Annotated in this window: 12 protein-coding genes; 4 read left to right on the forward strand and 8 right to left on the reverse strand. The window is 48.9% G+C overall.

The features are described from left to right. Positions 1-123 precede the first annotated feature (123 nt). The 3 genes from EGC76_RS04800 to EGC76_RS04810 are packed head-to-tail and all read left to right on the forward strand — an operon-like array spanning position 124 to position 7,501. Positions 124-1,212: an efflux RND transporter periplasmic adaptor subunit gene (locus EGC76_RS04800; RefSeq protein ID WP_164876794.1), complete on the forward strand. Its 1,089-nt coding sequence runs from the start codon at positions 124-126 to the stop codon at positions 1,210-1,212. Then, positions 1,209-4,448 carry an efflux RND transporter permease subunit gene (locus tag EGC76_RS04805; protein ID WP_128351876.1) on the forward strand — a complete coding sequence of 1,080 codons (3,240 nt, stop codon included), beginning with the start codon at positions 1,209-1,211 and terminating at the stop codon, positions 4,446-4,448. Before EGC76_RS04800 ends, EGC76_RS04805 begins: the two co-directional genes overlap by 4 nt. Then, positions 4,445-7,501 (forward strand): efflux RND transporter permease subunit, encoded by a 3,057-nt coding sequence (locus tag EGC76_RS04810; RefSeq protein ID WP_128351877.1) that lies wholly within the window; start codon positions 4,445-4,447, stop codon positions 7,499-7,501. The genes EGC76_RS04805 and EGC76_RS04810 overlap by 4 nt, the downstream gene beginning before the upstream one ends. Here the strand turns inward: EGC76_RS04810 and kdsB are convergent. Genes kdsB through EGC76_RS04835 form a run of 5 tightly spaced genes read right to left on the reverse strand, consistent with a single transcriptional unit; the run spans position 7,479 to position 13,538 of the window. Then, positions 7,479-8,231: a 3-deoxy-manno-octulosonate cytidylyltransferase gene (gene kdsB / locus EGC76_RS04815; RefSeq protein ID WP_128351878.1), complete on the reverse strand. Its 753-nt coding sequence runs from the start codon at positions 8,229-8,231 to the stop codon at positions 7,479-7,481. The two genes, EGC76_RS04810 and kdsB, sit on opposite strands and share 23 nt — an antisense overlap. Then, positions 8,228-8,425 (reverse strand): Trm112 family protein, encoded by a 198-nt coding sequence (locus tag EGC76_RS04820; protein WP_128351879.1) that lies wholly within the window; start codon positions 8,423-8,425, stop codon positions 8,228-8,230. Before EGC76_RS04820 ends, kdsB begins: the two co-directional genes overlap by 4 nt. Before the next feature lie 2 nt (positions 8,426-8,427). Then, positions 8,428-9,414, reverse strand: coding sequence for a tetraacyldisaccharide 4'-kinase (gene lpxK / locus EGC76_RS04825; protein ID WP_128351880.1), 987 nt, complete (start codon positions 9,412-9,414; stop codon positions 8,428-8,430). Beyond that, positions 9,414-11,189, reverse strand: a complete 1,776-nt coding sequence (msbA, locus tag EGC76_RS04830) for a lipid A export permease/ATP-binding protein MsbA (RefSeq protein ID WP_128351881.1) — start codon at positions 11,187-11,189, stop codon at positions 9,414-9,416. Before msbA ends, lpxK begins: the two co-directional genes overlap by 1 nt. 57 nt (positions 11,190-11,246) lie before the next feature. Next, positions 11,247-13,538, reverse strand: coding sequence for a DNA internalization-related competence protein ComEC/Rec2 (locus EGC76_RS04835; protein WP_128351882.1), 2,292 nt, complete (start codon positions 13,536-13,538; stop codon positions 11,247-11,249). 55 nt (positions 13,539-13,593) lie between these two features. Between EGC76_RS04835 and EGC76_RS04840 the strand changes: the two genes are divergently transcribed. Next, positions 13,594-14,139, forward strand: coding sequence for a DUF2062 domain-containing protein (locus EGC76_RS04840; RefSeq protein WP_128351883.1), 546 nt, complete (start codon positions 13,594-13,596; stop codon positions 14,137-14,139). A 1-nt stretch (position 14,140) separates the two neighbouring features. On the opposite strand, the gene EGC76_RS04845 is transcribed toward EGC76_RS04840, so the two are convergent. The 3 genes from EGC76_RS04845 to EGC76_RS04855 are packed head-to-tail and all read right to left on the reverse strand — an operon-like array spanning position 14,141 to position 17,309. Further along, positions 14,141-15,370 (reverse strand): lipoprotein-releasing ABC transporter permease subunit, encoded by a 1,230-nt coding sequence (locus EGC76_RS04845; protein ID WP_246013901.1) that lies wholly within the window; start codon positions 15,368-15,370, stop codon positions 14,141-14,143. Beyond that, on the reverse strand, positions 15,370-16,050 hold the full coding sequence (lolD, locus tag EGC76_RS04850; protein WP_128351884.1) for a lipoprotein-releasing ABC transporter ATP-binding protein LolD: 681 nt from the start codon (positions 16,048-16,050) through the stop codon (positions 15,370-15,372). The genes EGC76_RS04845 and lolD overlap by 1 nt, the downstream gene beginning before the upstream one ends. Positions 16,051-16,067: 17 nt before the next feature. Continuing rightward, positions 16,068-17,309, reverse strand: coding sequence for a lipoprotein-releasing ABC transporter permease subunit (locus tag EGC76_RS04855; protein ID WP_128351885.1), 1,242 nt, complete (start codon positions 17,307-17,309; stop codon positions 16,068-16,070). Between the last annotated feature and the right edge of the window lie 93 nt (positions 17,310-17,402).

The raw sequence follows: 17,402 nt of genomic DNA on the forward strand, positions 1-17,402 counted from the left end.
GTCTTTAAATAAAGGGGGTTATCGTTACTTTTCATACACAGGTTAGTTTTGGCACGAAAGCTGCATAAGCTCTGGGTACTATGAATTTATAACTAACGTTTGATGACTATCGGGATCACACTCATGAACACGCAAATTTCGATTACACGCCCACTCACCGCCACCGTTTTGGTGGTTTGGCTAGCCTTAACTACAGCAGGTTGCAGCGATGCTGGAGCTGCTAGTGAGCAAGCCGAAAAGCCTGAGGTTGCGCGTATACCTGTCGCAACCCAACTGGTTACATCTGGCGACATCACCTCCAGCTTTAAAACCACGGCAACTTTGGAAGCGCGCGACGAAGCCGACGTGACCAGCAAGGCCAACGGCATTGTCGAAACCATTTTGGTTGAAGAAGGTGACTACGTAGAACAAGGCCAATTGCTAGCCCGTATACGTGACGATGAATACCGTATTCACGTTGCGCAAGCCCGTGCTGAACTGAGCTCGATTCAGCAAGAGCTAAAACGCGTGAAGGACATGGCCGAACGCGACATGATTAGCGCCGATGCCTATGACAAACTGCGTTTTCAAGCCGATATGCTGCAAGCAAAATATGACATGGCGGCGCTCAACTTAGCTGAAACGGATATTCGCGCTCCGATTAGCGGCTATATCGCGAAACGCTATGTAAAGCCTGGCAACCTTGTGCGTCAGTACGAACAACAAAAATTATTCCATGTGGTTGCACTTGATCAATTGCAAGGCAATGTATATCTGCCCGAGCGTGAATTGCAGCACGTGCAAGTAGGTCAAACAGCGCAGTTACACTTAAGTGCGTTACCAAATACCACAGTGAATGCTGTTGTTGCGCGAATAAGCCCGGTCATCGATACACAATCCGGCACCTTTAAGGTTGTACTGAACGTTGCAAACCCTAACAACACACTGAAAGCAGGCATGTTTGCACACGTAAACTTGAACTATGCCACCCATAGCAACACCCTCACCGTGCCAAGGTATGCCGTGCAAAGCCTTGATAATCAGCACAGCGTATTTACCGTTGATGCCGAAGGTGTAGCCCATAAAGTGGACGTAAAAATCGGCTTTGAAGATGAGTCAAACTTAGAAATTATTAGTGGCCTAAAAGCTGGCGATGCCATTGTGATTAGCGGCCAGGCGAACTTAAAAGACGCGGCCTTAGTTGAAGTTATTCGTAGCGAACAGCAGTCATGAGTATTGTACGTTTAGCCGTCAAGCGGCCTGTCACCATTGCCATGCTTACCTTGGCAGTCATACTTTTCGGCATGGTTTCGTTGGGGCGTATTCCCGTTACCTTGTTGCCTGATTTAGCCTACCCGACACTCACTGTGCGCACCGATTATCCAGGCGGCGCGCCCAATGAAGTCGAGCAATTGGTAAGCAAGCCCATTGAAGAAAACCTTGGCACCGTAAAAGGGATTCGTCGCATCGAATCCATTTCTCGTGCAGGACAAAGCGACGTGTTACTGGAATTTAGCTGGGGTACGGATATGGATATGGCGAGCCTAGACGTTCGCGAAAAGCTCGATTGGGTGGAGCTGCCTTTAGATCTGGAAAAGCCAGTGTTGTTGCGCTTCAACCCCAGTGAAGAGCCGGTCTATCGTCTAGCGCTCGGCTTAACTGACGGTAATCAATCCATTGAGTCCTTAAAGCGGTTACGTACCTATGCCGAAGAAGAATTAAAACGTCAGCTAGAAAGCATTGAAGGTGTTGCTTCTGTACGCCTTGGTGGCGGGCTTGAAGACGAAATTCAAGTTTTAGTAAATGAGCGCCAAGCTGCTGCATTGAAAATTCCAATGACGCTAATTATGGAGCGTTTGCGGGAAGAAAATATTAATTTGTCCGGTGGCCGAATTGAAGCCGACCGCGCCGAGTTTTTAGTACGCACATTAAACCAATTCGAAAACCTCGACGACATCCGCAATATCTATTTAACCACACGCAATGACCGCCCTATCGTTTTAAAAGACATTGCTGTCATTGAGAACAGTTATAAGGAACGTGATTCGATTAGTCGCATCGCCGGAATGGAAGCTGTTGAGGTATCTCTCTACAAAGAAGGCGATGCCAACACAGTTCATGTTTCGAAAGCGATTCAGTTGCACCTGCAACAATTACAACAAGCCAAGCTGATTCCTGATGAATACTCTATCAAGCCCATATACGACCAAGCGGTATTTATTAGTGCTGCGATAGCTGAAGTGCGCGATGCAGCAATTATGGGCGGGCTGCTAGCAATGGTTATCATCTACTTGTTCTTACAGCGGGTATGGCCAACTGTCATCATTAGTTTGGCAATTCCAATTTCAATTATCGCGACCTTCAATCTGCTGTATGGCTATCAAGTATCGCTTAATATGATGTCGCTGGGCGGTATTGCGCTCGCCGTTGGTATGCTCGTCGATAACGCCATTGTGGTGCTTGAAAATATCGCGCGCCATAATCAGGATAAATCTGCCGATGTTGCTGCAGAACTCGGCACAACGGAGGTGGCCGGTGCGATTACAGCTTCTACCTTAACCACCATGGCAGTATTCTTCCCGCTAGTTTTTGTTGAAGGCATTGCTGGACAGTTATTTCGTGATCAAGCACTTACGGTCACTTTCGCTCTTGCGGCGTCATTGGTGGTAGCGCTCACGTTAATTCCGATGCTTTCGAGCCGCACTAAAAACACTGCAGCGCTTTCGCCGATACCCACGCAACCCTACGCAAGCGGATGGCGATTCTGGGCTCGTGTGCCCGTTTACTTAGTATTTCGGTGGATACCGCTGGCGTTAGCGACTGTCTTTATCGGTCTGTGGCGCCTGCTAGCTAAGCTATTTTACTTAGTCACTAATCCATTGTTACGCGCCTTTGATAAACTCTACACGCTATTAGCAAGCGGCTACGAACGATTATTAGGCATGGCTCTGCGTCGTGCCGCCGCCACCCTCAGCGTTATTTTGCTGGTTGCTGCAGGCTGTTATGCACTGCTACCACAATTGCCGGTCGCCCTGCTACCAAACATGGCTCAAGGTGAATTTTATGTGGAAGTTGAACTCCAGCCAGGCGCAACCATTTTCGAAACTGATTCGGTACTGAATGCACTCGGGGATGTGATTGCCAGCAATGACGAACTCAATGCTAGTGTTGATCGCTATTACACCATTGCCGGCACTGGCAGCTTGCTCAATGCAGCACCAGGGCAAAGCGGAAACCAATGGGGCCGACTCAATATTGTTATGGCGTCGAACTCAACAGCGGAACAACAACAGGCACTTCAGTCTGAGTTGCGTTCAGCCGTACAAAATATGCCCGGTGTTATGGCGAAATTCGGCACTCCCGAATTATTTAGCTTTGCTAGCCCTGTAACAATTGAACTTACCGGTTACGACCTAAACCTGTTGCAGCAAGCCGCGCAGCAGTTGGGTAATGAGTTTGAACAACACCCGCGCTTTACGGACATCCGTGTGAATATGACCGACGGACAACCGGAATTAGCGATTTATTTTGACCACGCGAAATTGAGCCAATACGGTTTAACCAGCGCCGAAGTTTCCGAGTTGATCGCCACGAAAATTGGCGGCCGGGTAGCCAGTCAGTTTAGTCTTGATGATCGTAAAATTGACATTCTGGTACGTAGTCAGGCCACTGACAGAAATTCGTTGCGCGACTTACAGCAGCTCATCATTAATCCGGGTGCTGGCCGCGAGATATCATTGCGGGCGGTTGCTGACGTGGTACCTGTGGTTGGGCCCAGTGAAATCACACGCGTTGATCAACAACGTACTGCTGTTGTGGAAGCGAATTTAAGCTATGGCGACCTGGGTGCGGCAGTCACAGAAGCCCAGCAGATTTTGGATGACACGCAGTTGCCCCTCACCATTAGCGGCCGTGTTGCTGGTCAGAACGAAGACATGCAGCGCTCATTTACCTCATTGCAGTTTGCTTTAGTACTGGCGGTATTTTTGGTCTATTTAGTTATGGCTTCCCAGTTCGAGTCATTACTGCATCCATTGTTCATATTATTCACCGTGCCTTTGGCAGGTGCGGGGTCTATTCTCGGCCTCTATCTTGTTGGCACCGAGCTCAGCATTATCGTGTTTATTGGGCTTATCATGCTGGCCGGTATCGTGGTGAACAACGCCATTGTGTTGGTCGATAGAATTAACCAGCTGCGCAGCGAAGGTAGCGACCGTTATGAAGCAATTTATACCGCCGCACAGCAGCGCTTACGACCTATTCTAATGACCATGCTCACCACCGTGTTAGGCTTATTGCCGCTGGCTATCGGCCTTGGTGAAGGTGCGGAGATAAGAGCGCCGATGGCAATTAGTGTTATTGCTGGCCTATTGTTCTCAACCTTGTTGACCCTGTTGTTTATCCCATGCTTGTACCTACTCGTTGATCGCAAGCAGATAGCGCATAACAATTCGGAGAACGCCGCATGAACGCTGCACAGATAGGTTCGGTGTTGGCGCGGTTTGCGCTACGCCGCCCCGTTACAACCTGCATGGTATTTTTGTCGATGCTGCTACTGGGCGCGATTAGTTCGCGCTTGCTACCACTGGAAAAATTTCCAGGCATCGAAATTCCTGAAATTGTTGTTCAGGTCGCCTACCCCAACTCAACGCCAGCGGAAGTAGAGCGTCTTATTACAAGGCCGCTTGAAGAAGCGCTGGCTACCTTAAGTAATGTCAGCCGCATGCGCTCAACCTCTACCTCAGATAATGCTCAGGTTTTATTGCAGTTTGAATGGGGACAAGACATCAAAACCAAGAGCATTGAAGCGCGTGAAAAAGTGGATGCGGTAAAGCATTTACTGCCCGACGATGTCGACCGAATTGTAGTGTTTCAGTTCAATACCGAAGATATGCCAGTTTTTCAGTTGCGCATAAGTAGCCAACGTGATTTGTCGAACGCGTACGACCTACTCGACCGCAGCCTGCGCAGGCCTATCGAGCGCGTTGAAGGCGTGTCGCGGGTAACGCTATACGGTGTTGAACCACAACAAATCGTTATTCGACTTGACCAAGCAGCACTACTAGCGCACCAACTTGCCGCAGCCGACATTACCAAACTGCTGCAACAAGCTAATTTTTCGTTAACCGCTGGCTTCATTGAAAATGAGCATGAGCGAATTCTGGTGAATCCCGTCGGTGAATTTCAAGACGAATATTCTATCGGTAACTTTCCAATTCGCCCCGGTTTGAAATTGCGTGATGTCGCAACTATTGGTCGCGAAATGCCACGGAAGATTGACGGTCGCCATTTAGATCAGCGATATGCTATTGGCATGGAGGTATTTAAGGAATCAAGCGCCAATCTCGTTGACGTGTCAGCGCGTGTCATGAAAGTGGTGGAGCAAATTCGCACCGACCCGCAGTTTAATGGCATCAATCTTTATATTATGGACGATACCGCTGACGGTGTAACCACATCACTGAGTGACTTAGTTAGTGCTGGGTTACTCGGTGCTTTTCTATCGTTCTTAGTTCTGTACGGATTCTTGCGTAATTTAACCACCACACTCGTGGTCGTGCTCAGCGTACCTATTGCTATATGCATCGCATTGGGCGGTATGTACTTTCTGGGCTACTCGCTCAACGTACTATCGCTCATGGGGCTCATGTTGGCTGTCGGCATGCTCGTTGATAACGCTGTAGTTATCACTGAAAGCATTCAACACGAACGCGAGCAAGGCGCTGATGGTGAGACCGCAACCATTCAGGGTGTCGGCAATGTGTCACTTGCTGTTATAGCGGGCACACTCACCACGGCAATTGTATTTTTACCGAATATTTTTGGTAAAAAAACTGACATAACCATCTTCCTCGAGCATACCGCCGTTGCAATTTGTTTGTCGTTGTTGGCATCTCTGTTGCTCTCACAAACGCTGGTGCCACTGCTAATTACCCGCTTAAGCAAATTCACAAAAGGTAAATTAAAACCAGTAAAACAACCGAAACGCTATCGTAAGATTTTAGAATGGAGCTGGCGTCACCCCAATTGGACGGGAGTTATCGCGTTGTTGTTACTGGGAAGTATTGTCATTCCATTTGCCGGTGTTAGCGGCGACGAAGGCCCACAGGGTTTTAATGATCGTTTGTTTATTTCCTACAACCTTCACACCCAGTACAGCCTCAGTGAAGTTGAAGATGAAGTGACACAACTCGAAAATTATTTATACAACAATAAAGATAACTTCGACATCGACGCAGTTTACAGCTATTACACGCCAAATTACGCAATTTCGACGCTTCTTCTTAAAGAAGATCGGAACGAGAAGATAGCGGACCTCATGGAGCGAATCCGCAAAGACATGCCGACCTTACTGCGCAGCGATCCGAAGTTTGGGTTCGGCGGAGGTCGTGAAGGCGTGCGCGTCAGTTTGAGTGGCCAGTCAACGGATGTATTGCAGCGTATAGCAGTGGACTTATTGCCTAAGCTTTCCGCTATTGACGGCCTTACCGATGTTCAAACCGAGATGGATACGGGTCAGTTCGAATTAGTAATTAAGATTGACCGTCAACGCGTGCATCAACTCGGCTTAAGTTCAGCAGACGTTGCTCGCACGGTTGCCACAGCATTACGTGGCCAGCGCCTACGTTCGTATCGTGGCGACCCGAATGGTGAGATTGATCTGCGGGTAGCGTTTGATAAAGAGCTTGAAACGTCGCTCACCGCCCTTGAGAACCTGCCAATCTTACAAAGCAATGGACGCGTGATTGCGTTAAAAGATGTGGCTCGGTTAACCAAGCAACCGCGGTTGAGTCAAATCCGTCGTACTGATCGCAGAACCTCGTTAAATATCGACGCAAACCTAAACGAGTTAACAACCAGCGAGGCACGCGAAGTAATCACCAAGGTTATGGACCAAGTTCAACTGCCACAGGGATACTTGTGGAGCCTGGATGGTAGTTTCCAGCGGCAACAAGAAAACGAAAGCGTCATGCTCGTCAATACGCTGCTGGCGGTGGCTCTTATTTATATTGTAATGGCCGCGTTGTTTGAGTCATTGCTCTTGCCAACCGCCGTCATCACGTCCTTGCTGTTCTCGATTGTTGGGGTGTTCTGGGCGCTGTTGCTCACGGGCCAGTCGATTTCCGTTATGGCCATGATTGGTATCTTAATTTTGATGGGAATTGTAGTGAACAACGGTATTGTGCTCGTTGATCGCATCAATCAGCTATTGGATCAAGGCGCTAGCTTAGAGCGCGCAATAATTGATGGCAGTGTAAGCCGTTTGCGGCCAATACTAATGACCGTAGCAACCACGGTTCTTGGGCTATTACCCTTAGCCTTCGGCACCACTCAAATTGGTGGCGATGGCCCGCCCTACGCACCTATGGCTATTTCAATTATTGGCGGGTTACTGTCCTCAACACTAACCAGTTTGTTCTTAGTACCTTATGCATATGCCCGACTACTCGGCATGCGGCAGCGCTGGCACAATTTGCGCCAACGCGCCAGCCAACAAGTTAGTCGGATACTGCCAAGTTAGCACGCTCAAGGTCGGCTGGCGTATCAATGCCAGCCGGCGGCAACGCAATGGCCTCAGCCACATGAATGCGTTCGCCGTACCACAATACGCGTAACTGCTCGAGTGATTCGATTTGCTCGAGCGGGCTTGGTTCCCACTCGATATAACGCCATACAAACCCAGCACGATAAGCATAGATACCAATATGGCGCCGATAGTCCGCTAACGCACCTAAGCGGTTCTGAGCAAGACCATCACGTTCATAGGGTATCGGCGCGCGGCTAAAGTATAGTGCATAGCCATTCACATCCGTGACAACCTTCACCGCGTGCGGACTCTGCACTTCGTCAAGTGACTCAATTGGCACTGCCAGTGTGGCCATCTGTGCAACCTTTTGGTTCGCAAGGTTGTCTGCAACTTGGCGGATAATCTCGGGTGGAATAAACGGCTCGTCACCTTGCACGTTTACCACCACCTGATCATCTGCAATCGCAAGGTAGTCAATAACCTCAGCGATGCGTTCCGTACCCGAATTATGATGGGCTGAGGTCATCATTGCTCGCCCACCAAAGGCTTCAACTGCATCAATAATACGCTGGTCATCAGTTGCAACAATAACTTCGGCGGCGCCCGCTGCCGCTGCACGTTCGTACACCCGTTGAATCATGGTTTTGTTACCAATCATCGCCAACGGTTTACCGGGCAAGCGCGATGATGCATAGCGCGCTGGTATAACTACGGTAAAGCTCATGAGGGTATTTTCTCCAACTCTTCATGACTTATTTCACGTGCTTCATGACTCAACAACATAGGTATGTCATTGCGCACAGGAAACGCTAATCGATCACCGCGGCACACTAACTCACTCTGTTCGCGTACCCAAACGAGCTTTCCCTTACACAATGGGCAGGCCAAAATCGCGAGCGTTCGTTCATCAACTGCCATAATTACTCCTTGTAGGACACTTTCTGCAGACAAGTCTGCAGTTGTTGCCAAAAACCATCTTCAAAATTAGCTGAAACTGGCAAATAGAACCAGTTATCTTGGGCAAATACCTGGCATTTAGCCGCATCTTTTTCCGTCATAAGAATATTGGTCGCTGGGGCTATACTGGCGAAATCGGCGGCACTAAACGGATGGTGATCGGCATAAGCATAGGTTTCAGTAACAGTCACTCCGGCCTGCTTGAGCGTATCAAAGAAACGTTGTGGGTTACCGATTCCAGCCACGGCAATAGAAGCGCCTTGCGGCACCGACACTTCCTGATGATCGTTTACGCGGCGCCAGCTATCCGGCTGCAATGAAAAGCGCCAACCATATAGTGACTCAGCGCCCCCGTTTTGCACCACAATATCGGCTTGCCTAAGGCGCTGTTTCGGTTCACGAAGCGGCCCTAACGGCAGTCTCCAGCCATTACCTAAGCCGCGTTCGCCATCAATAACGACAATTTCAATATCGCGGGCTAAGCGGTAATGCTGTAAGCCATCATCACTTATTATTAGATTCACCTGCGGGGCGTTTTGTAACAGCGTAGTAATGGCTTGTTCACGATTCGGGCTAACAACTATGGGTACGCCGGTGCGTTGCGCCAGCAATTTAGGTTCATCGCCCACAACTTCAGCTTGTGACGTAGTTGTTACCTGCTGCGGAAATGGCCCTTGACCGCCATAGCCACGCGAAATAATTGCCGGTGAATAGCCCTGTTGCTGGGCCCATTTAACCACGGCTTCGGTAACAGGAGTTTTGCCCGTGCCTCCAACACTAATATTGCCAATTATAACCACGGGTACCGGAGCTCGGTATGTTGGCAGAACGCCAATGCGGTATAATGCTCTGCGCAGCCAGCTCAAGGCAATGAAGACAATCATTAACGGCCATAAAATAATTAACCGAAAATCGAGACCAGAACGATACCAGGCTCGCTGCCAGAACATTAGAGATCAGCTCCGCTAAACTGCAAACTATAGAGCTGGTAGTAGGCACCTTGCTGTTCAAGTAAGGTTTGATGATCACCGCGCTCCAGTATCTTGCCTTCTTCCATCACCAATATTTCGTCAGCACTTTCTATCGTGGACAAACGGTGGGCAATCACTATCGACGTGCGATTCTGTTGCAATTGGCTCAATGCCTTTTGAATGTGGCGCTCTGATTCTGTGTCGAGTGCGGAAGTTGCCTCATCAAGAATCAAAATAGGTGCATCACGCAACAAGGCACGGGCAATGGCTATCCGCTGCCGCTGTCCGCCTGACAGCATCACGCCATTTTCACCCACCATGGTGTTTAAGCCCAAGGGCAAATTGTCAGTAAATTCGGTAATAAATGCTTGCTCAGCAACCTCGCGAATGCGCTCGTCACTAACATCGCCGTGCGCACCATAAGCAATATTGTTAGCAATACTGTCATTAAACAAAGTGACATGCTGCGAAACCAGAGCGAACTGACGGCGCAAACATTTCAGTTTGTAGTCATAAATATCAACACCATCGAGATAAATCTTGCCGCCCTGTGGTGCATAAAACCGAGTAAGGAGATTAGAAATTGTGGATTTGCCGCTACCTGAGCGGCCAACTAACGCTAGGATTTTACCCGGCTTCACTTCAAAATTAACGTGATCAAGCGCTGGCGATTCAGCTTCGTCATAAGTAAATGTGACATCTTCGAAGCGAATATTGCCCTGTGCTTTCTCCACAGAATACGTTCCAGCATTCGGCTCCGGCTCTTCATCAAGCACTTCAAAAATACTTTGTGCCGCAGCAATACCTCGTTGAAAGTCGCTGTTAACTGTTGTCAGCTGTTTTAGTGGGCGCAGCAGCATAATCATGGAGGTCAGTAAGGTGGTAAATGCACCCGCTGACAGTTGTTCCAGCATATCGGGGAAGCTGGCTAAAATGAGCACCATGGACAAGCTAAACGACGCAATCAACTGAATAATCGAAGTACTTACTGTCTGCGCATTAATCAGCTTCATATTCTGATTGCGGGTGACATTATTAATGTCGCGGAAACGTTTCGATTCACGCTTCTGCCCTTCATACATCACCACAACTTTGTGGCCGTTGAGCATCTGCTCTGCCGTGGTCGTCACATTCCCCATGGCAGTTTGAATGCGCCGCGAAACCTGACGAAAGCGCTTGGAGACTACCGAAACCACTTTCGCAATTAACGGCCCGACCACCAAAAACACCAAGGACAATTCCCAACTGATGTAAAACATCAAACCCAATAAGCCGATGACGAATGCACCTTCGCGAATCAACACCAGAATGGCGCGCGAACTTGCTTCGGCTACTTGTTGTGTGGTGTAGGTGATTTTTGAGAGTAAATCACCAGTTGAATGCCGATCATGGAATGACACCGGCAACTTCATCATGTGGTCAAACAACTGTTGCCTTAATGTAGTGATGACACGAAAGCCCACCCAATTTAGCAAATAAGTCGAAATAAAGTTGAACGCTCCACGCGTGATAAATACCAAAGGGACAAAAATAGCACCGTAAATAAGAATGGTCGGGTCTTGTTCCGTTAAACCATCATCAATCAGGGTTTCTATTTGCGAGAAGAAGAATGTATCAACTGCCGCGTAGCCAATCATGGCAAACACTGAAAAGATAAAGGCCGCACGATACGGTTTTATGTAACCTATTAAGCGGCGAAACGTGCGCTTTTTTAGGGTTTCAGAGATGTTTTCAGAAATGGTTTCAGAGCTCATGCAAGTCTTCATAAGTTCAACAATAACTGCATTCTAACCGTTTTCATGGGCTACTGGCTAGTTATCCGCATCAAACCATGCACGATGTGTTGCTGCCCAGGGTTGTATCACCTGCCACCCGGACTTACTCAGCGCAATATTAACTTGACCACCTACCGCGGTATCAACGAGTTTTACGCCCATATCCCGCAGCCGTTTTCTTACCGGTTCAGCAACCATTCCATAAGCATTATTTCGACCGCGACTTGCCACGGCTATATATGGCTGCACTGCGCGCAAAAAATAGTCCTCGCTGGAGCTATTACTGCCATGATGCGCCAGCACTAAGATATCGGCACGCACGTCAGCCGCATGTGCCAACAACTGCCGTTCGGCGCGCTTACTGATGTCACCGGGTATCAGAATCCGCGTTCCGTTTACTTCCAATAACAGTACACATGAGTCATCGTTGTTCACGTTCTCAGTTACTTCGCGTGGATGCAACGCGGACCAACGCACTTTCCCCCAAATTCCGCTTTGCCCAGCTGCGCACGGAGTACCTTGCCCGCTTCCGTACCAACGTACGTGCGGGAATATAGCGCGAATCGCTGTAGCGCCACCTTTATGATCGTTATCCGTATGGCTTACAAAGGCCAGGTCAGGTACCAGTTGATGGTGCCTTAAAAACGGCAAAATGGCACGTTCCGCCATATTCCCGCCCAGCTCCCAGTCAGCGCCGGTGTCGATCAATAAAGCGCGATTGCCTTGCGCAACGACAATGGCAGAACCTTGATCAACATCCAAAACATAGAAATTGACCGCAGTGTCTAACGCTTGTAACTGCCGCGTAATAAGCAATCCAGCAATGAATACGGTGCTTGCCACAACTTTCCAACGGTTACGCCACGGCAATAGCCATGCAATCAGTAATACTGCTAACCAACTCATTGAGCCAGTTAGATGATCGGGTAACCATTGCCAGGGCGACCGCGCAATGGCCTCTAGAGTAGGTTCGGTTAGGTTTAACGGCCATTCCGCCAACCGAAATAACCAAACAGCAACAGTATCTTGCTGCAGTGAAAACACCAGTAATGCCAATAAACTCAAGGGCAGCACCCACATAGCAATTATCGGAACCATCACCATATTGGTTAGCGGAGCAAGCACGGGTAACCCACCAAACCACAATGCTGTTAGCGGCCACAGTGCCAAGGTTAGTACCACCTCTAATCGCCACAATGCGCGTATCGCGTGCCATCGCCCACGAATTACAGGCCAGCGCCAATGCATCAATAAAATCGTGGCGACGGCACCAACACTCAACCAAAACCCTGGTTGCAGCAACGCCATGGGTTCAACGACAACAACAACTGCTGCCGCGCGCAGCAATACCCGTGATGGTGGTGTGTGTAGTGCATAGTACTTGTGCAGCATCACCACCGAAAACATCGCAAATGCACGTAGCGTTGCCGTGGCAAAACCAGCGAGCCACGCATATGCACAGGCAGCCAGCAGCGCCAAAACTGTACCTGCTACCCAACTGTTATGACGTTCTCGTCGGCTTCTGCTGCGCCCCAAACGTGCGCTAAACCTTCTACTGAAAAGTAATATGCCACCAGCCACCAAGCTTAAGTGTAAACCGGAAATGGCTATTAGATGAGCCAAGCCAGTACGTTGATACGTTAACCACTGTTCGGGCGATAGTGCTTGGCGATCCCCCAGGGTTAGGGCAAGTAAAATACCAAACTGCTGGAATTGTTCGCGGTAGGTGTTCAGTTGATTAAAAAGCCGCTGCCTGTAGCTCGGCTCACCGTGCACATAATGACCGCTACGTATACTTCCCAAGGCGTGAATACCGCGACTCACTAAATAGCGATGATAAAGAAAGCTACCGTCATTGCGAATGCCTTGTGGATGTTTCAGACGAGCTTGGAAACGCCAGACGGTACCAGCTTGTGGCGGACTAACAGCGTCAGCAGGAGGTTCATACCAGTTGAGCCGTATCGAGGGGTTCCGAAAGAGCTTTGCCGGTAATGCTGCACCGTTTAGTTGAACAACGTCCCCTTCCACGCGCCAGAATTTATCACGGACTTGCGTTATACCCGTTATTGCAACCTCAACGGACAATGTTTTGCCAAAATTAGCCGGCAAAATTTGTGCTGATTGATGCAAATAAGCGTTGCCACTGCCCCACCCAATGCCGCACAATACACAGCCTATAAATGTCGCATAACGTCGTATTGACTGAAATTGCCAAGCAATGAGCGCGACTAAAGTCGCAGCTACCAGCCATTGCTCGATGGCCAATGGCTTGCTAAAACTAAATGATAGGGCATAGCCTAACAGTGCTGCGCACAACCACCTATCCATGGACGTTGTACCTGTTTTGATGAATTAAATTCGGCCAGAACTAAACGGATAAAACATGCCACGTAAGTTTATTCAACGCATCATGCCAAATCATGAAACTGTGAGAAACAGCCGTAGCCTTCAGGTTTTCGGTAAGTTGCTGCACGATGCAAACTTGTGGCATCTCAATCGGCGTTCTGCAGCAGGTGGTTTCGCTGTTGGTTTGTTTTGTGCCTTTATTCCAGTGCCCTTTCAAATGGTACTGGCGGCAGCGGCTGCAATTCCCTTTCGCGTTAACTTACCGCTTTCAGTGGCCTTGGTGTGGGTCTCGAACCCTATCACCATGCCGGTACTTTTTTACTTTTGCTATCTTATTGGCACCTGGCTACTCGGCCAACCCTCACAAGCTTTTGCTTTTGAGCTGTCTTGGCAGTGGCTTGGGCATAGCATCACCACCATCGGGCCAGCATTCTTACTGGGCTGCCTGATTATGGCCATTGTCAGTAGTTTAGTTGGCTATTTCACCATTAGTCTGCTGTGGCGCCAGTCGGTTGTCAGCGCTTGGCGCGAGCGTGCGCAGCGAATGCTTGAAAAAGCCAAACAGCATAAATCAAAGCATTAATTTAGCCGCTAACCGCTTGCACTATTTCCGTTTTTGCCGCACGCCAGGCTGGATATAACGTTGCTAAAACGCTCATCAACACCGCCACCGCTGCAACCAAAAGCACATCAAGCCACTGCAGTTGCACCGGAATTTGATTGATAAAATACACGTCGCTCGCCAGTAACGTTTCACCACTAAGCCATTGCACCAAACTCATTAAATCAGGCAAGGCTGTAGTGAGTAATAGGCCGGCAATTACGCCGAGTGCTACGCCAAACAAACCGTTCTGTAACCCTTGCCAGACAAACACTTGCATGATTTTCTTCGAGCGTAAGCCCATGGTAGCTAAGATACCAATATGCCGCTGTTTTTCTTGAACTGTCATAACCAAGGTCGACACAATATTAAAGCAAGCCACAGCTAACACTAAAACCAACACCAAATACATGACCACCCGTACCAATTGAATATCGCGATATAAATGCCCTTGCGCTCGCATCCAACTATCTAAATAAATGTATTCTTGTATCTGGCTGCCTAATTCGTTCGCAACACGCTGCGCCTGCAGCACATCCGTCAAACTCAGTTCAACAGCGGTTGTTCCGGTCGTGATACCAACCATTTCTCGTGCGGTATCGAGCTTTACATAAGCAAATTGATGATCAACCTGACCGCCAAAATTAAAGAATCCAAGCACCTGTAAACGAGTTCGTTTAGGCTCGCGGAAATTACCATTTTGAGCTACTAGTAAAATAATTGAGTCGCCAGCCTCAACCTTAAGCTTTTTAGCGAGCTGGGCGCCCAGCATGACGCCTTTCGGAGTGCTTTGTAACGCTTGCCACGTTGACTCGTCCGTATAACTTTCAATTGATTGAGGTTGACTGGTGTCAACGCCTTGCACCTGCACCCCGGTGAATTGGGCACCTTGTTGAACCATACCTTGCGTACGAATAACCCGTTTTGCGCTAATCACCTGTGGATGCGCCAAGCTGATATCAATGATTTTCTGAGCATCGTCAAGCTGACTATCAACGGCGCTAAATTCAACGTGCGGAATGAGACTCAAAAAGCGCTCTTGCAACACCTTCTCAAAACCATTCATCACGCTTAATCCGGCAATAAAGACCATACAGCCGAGCGCAATTCCTAGCGTTGACGATGCTGAAATAAATGACACAAAGCCGCTGCGCTCTCTGCGTTTTCGAAAGCGTGTTGCCAATTGCCACGTTAGATTCCATGGCTGCATCATTAGCTTTGTTCCGGAGGCACAAGCTGCCCATGATGCAAAGTTAATGTGCGTGGCAATTGCGCTGCCAAAGACTGATCATGCGTAACAATGACAAACGCTGTGGTTAGCTCACGGTTTAATTCTTGTAACAGCTCAAATATTTGAATGGCTGTTGTATCATCGAGATTACCTGTCGGTTCATCGGCGAGCACTAGCCGCGGCCCATTGACGAGTGCCCGCGCGATGGCTACGCGTTGACGCTCACCACCGGATAACTCTGCCGGGCGATGATTCATACGCTCGCTTAACCCGACGCGCTGAAGTAATTCCTGCGCCCGCGCTTCTGCAGCAGCACCACTAACGCCCGCAATCAACTGCGGCATGGCAACATTTTCCAAGGCTGAAAATTCAGGTAACAAATGGTGGAACTGGTAAATAAAACCCAATTCTTGATTGCGCCAGTCTGCAAGCGTATTTGCGGACCAGTTCTGAATCGGTTCGCCGGCGAACAACACGTCGCCGGAAGTGGGTTTATCAAGCCCCCCCATGCAATGCAGTAAGGTACTTTTCCCCGAGCCCGAGCTACCAACGATGGCGAGCATTTCGCCTGATTCGATAGCAAGATCAACTTGTTGTAGCACCCGCAATTGGCGGTCACCGTCTTGATAAACACGGGATAATTGGCGGCATTCCATCAACATTCTGTGCAATCCTTGTATTATTCGTAGCGTAAGGCTTCGGCAGGCAATATTTGACTTGCTCGCCAAGCAGGATAAAAGGTCGCCAACAAGGTCAGCAACATCGCTGCCAGTACAATTGTAATAATTTGCTCTGACTGCATCAGCACCGGTAGGCCCGCTTGCCCGGTAAAGCTCAAGTCTACTTGCAACGCTGACAGAATTTCATTCACGTAACTCGCCCCTGTAACACCCAGTAGCAAGCCCACTAGCGCACCTACAACTCCGTTAGCTAACCCTTGAATCATAAACATCAAATACAAATGACCGCGGCGCATGCCCATGGTTTGCAAAATAGCAATATCGGAGCGTTTGTCTTGAATCACCATCATCAGCGCAGACACAATATTGAACGCCGCCACAGCTATAATAAGCCCTAACATGAGGCCGACCATTCGTTTTTCCATGCTTACCGCATCAAACAACTCACCATACTGTTCACGCCAGGTATGCGTCGTTAATGTACTGTCTAAATGGGCCTTTAGCTGCGGCTCAGCAGTCAATGCGTTAAATGGGTCGTTAAAGTAGAAGCGTAACGCAGAAACATGCCCTTGCGGTAATCTCAAAAGTCGTGCGGCATCAGCGCCATGCATGATAAGCAATTGTTTATCGGCTTCTGACTGCATCGCAACAATACCAGCCACTGTAAACTGACGTTGCGCTGGCATCAGACCTAAGGGAGTGTAAATACCGCCAGCCGCCGCAATAACCCGTATTGAATCGCCCGGCCAAACGTCAAGCTGCTGCGCCAGTGTTTGTCCCAACACCACGCTGTAACTACCCTCTTGAAGCGCGTTCAAGCTGCCATACAGAATATTATCATTGAGCGGTTGAAATTGTTCACGCGCATCGGCAGCATCAGGAAACAAACCTTGAATGTATACCGGTCGTAACTGGCCACTGCTTTGCACCACACCCGCACTGCCCACCTGAGGCACCAAAGCGCGCTGGCCGGGTAACTTTGGGATGCTGGCAGCCAATTGCTGCCAATCCGAAATGCCAGCAGTACTATTTGAGGTAATTGTTAATTGGGGGACAACGCCTAAAATACGTTGCTTGAGCTGGGCTTCAAAGCCATTCATAACCGAACTAACAATAATTAATGCAGCTACACCGATAAGAATTCCAGCAAGGGCAAATCGATTAATAAATCGAGTAAACCGATTCCCGTGACGGGCTCGGCTGTATCGTATTCCCAAAAATAAAGCAGCTGGCTTAAACATGTGTGTCCTAAATAACTCATTGCTAAATAGCTCGCGCAGCAAGCATAAAGAAAACTGACGACTGATCCAAGCGTCAAGTTGCGGTATACTTCA

The organism is Pseudidiomarina gelatinasegens, assembly GCF_004025325.1.
Taxonomy (GTDB): Bacteria; Pseudomonadota; Gammaproteobacteria; order Enterobacterales; family Alteromonadaceae; genus Pseudidiomarina; species Pseudidiomarina gelatinasegens.

What these genes read in the sequence shown, in the direction of transcription:
- EGC76_RS04800 (WP_164876794.1), top strand. Translation starts at nt 124, where the DNA reads ATGAACACGCAAATTTCGATTACACGCCCACTCACCGCCACCGTTTTG.
- EGC76_RS04805 (WP_128351876.1), top strand. Translation starts at nt 1,209, where the DNA reads ATGAGTATTGTACGTTTAGCCGTCAAGCGGCCTGTCACCATTGCCATG.
- EGC76_RS04810 (WP_128351877.1), top strand. Translation starts at nt 4,445, where the DNA reads ATGAACGCTGCACAGATAGGTTCGGTGTTGGCGCGGTTTGCGCTACGC.
- kdsB (WP_128351878.1), bottom strand. Translation starts at nt 8,231, where the DNA reads ATGAGCTTTACCGTAGTTATACCAGCGCGCTATGCATCATCGCGCTTG.
- EGC76_RS04820 (WP_128351879.1), bottom strand. Translation starts at nt 8,425, where the DNA reads ATGGCAGTTGATGAACGAACGCTCGCGATTTTGGCCTGCCCATTGTGT.
- lpxK (WP_128351880.1), bottom strand. Translation starts at nt 9,414, where the DNA reads ATGTTCTGGCAGCGAGCCTGGTATCGTTCTGGTCTCGATTTTCGGTTA.
- msbA (WP_128351881.1), bottom strand. Translation starts at nt 11,189, where the DNA reads ATGAGCTCTGAAACCATTTCTGAAAACATCTCTGAAACCCTAAAAAAG.
- EGC76_RS04835 (WP_128351882.1), bottom strand. Translation starts at nt 13,538, where the DNA reads ATGGATAGGTGGTTGTGCGCAGCACTGTTAGGCTATGCCCTATCATTT.
- EGC76_RS04840 (WP_128351883.1), top strand. Translation starts at nt 13,594, where the DNA reads ATGCCACGTAAGTTTATTCAACGCATCATGCCAAATCATGAAACTGTG.
- EGC76_RS04845 (WP_246013901.1), bottom strand. Translation starts at nt 15,370, where the DNA reads ATGATGCAGCCATGGAATCTAACGTGGCAATTGGCAACACGCTTTCGA.
- lolD (WP_128351884.1), bottom strand. Translation starts at nt 16,050, where the DNA reads ATGTTGATGGAATGCCGCCAATTATCCCGTGTTTATCAAGACGGTGAC.
- EGC76_RS04855 (WP_128351885.1), bottom strand. Translation starts at nt 17,309, where the DNA reads ATGTTTAAGCCAGCTGCTTTATTTTTGGGAATACGATACAGCCGAGCC.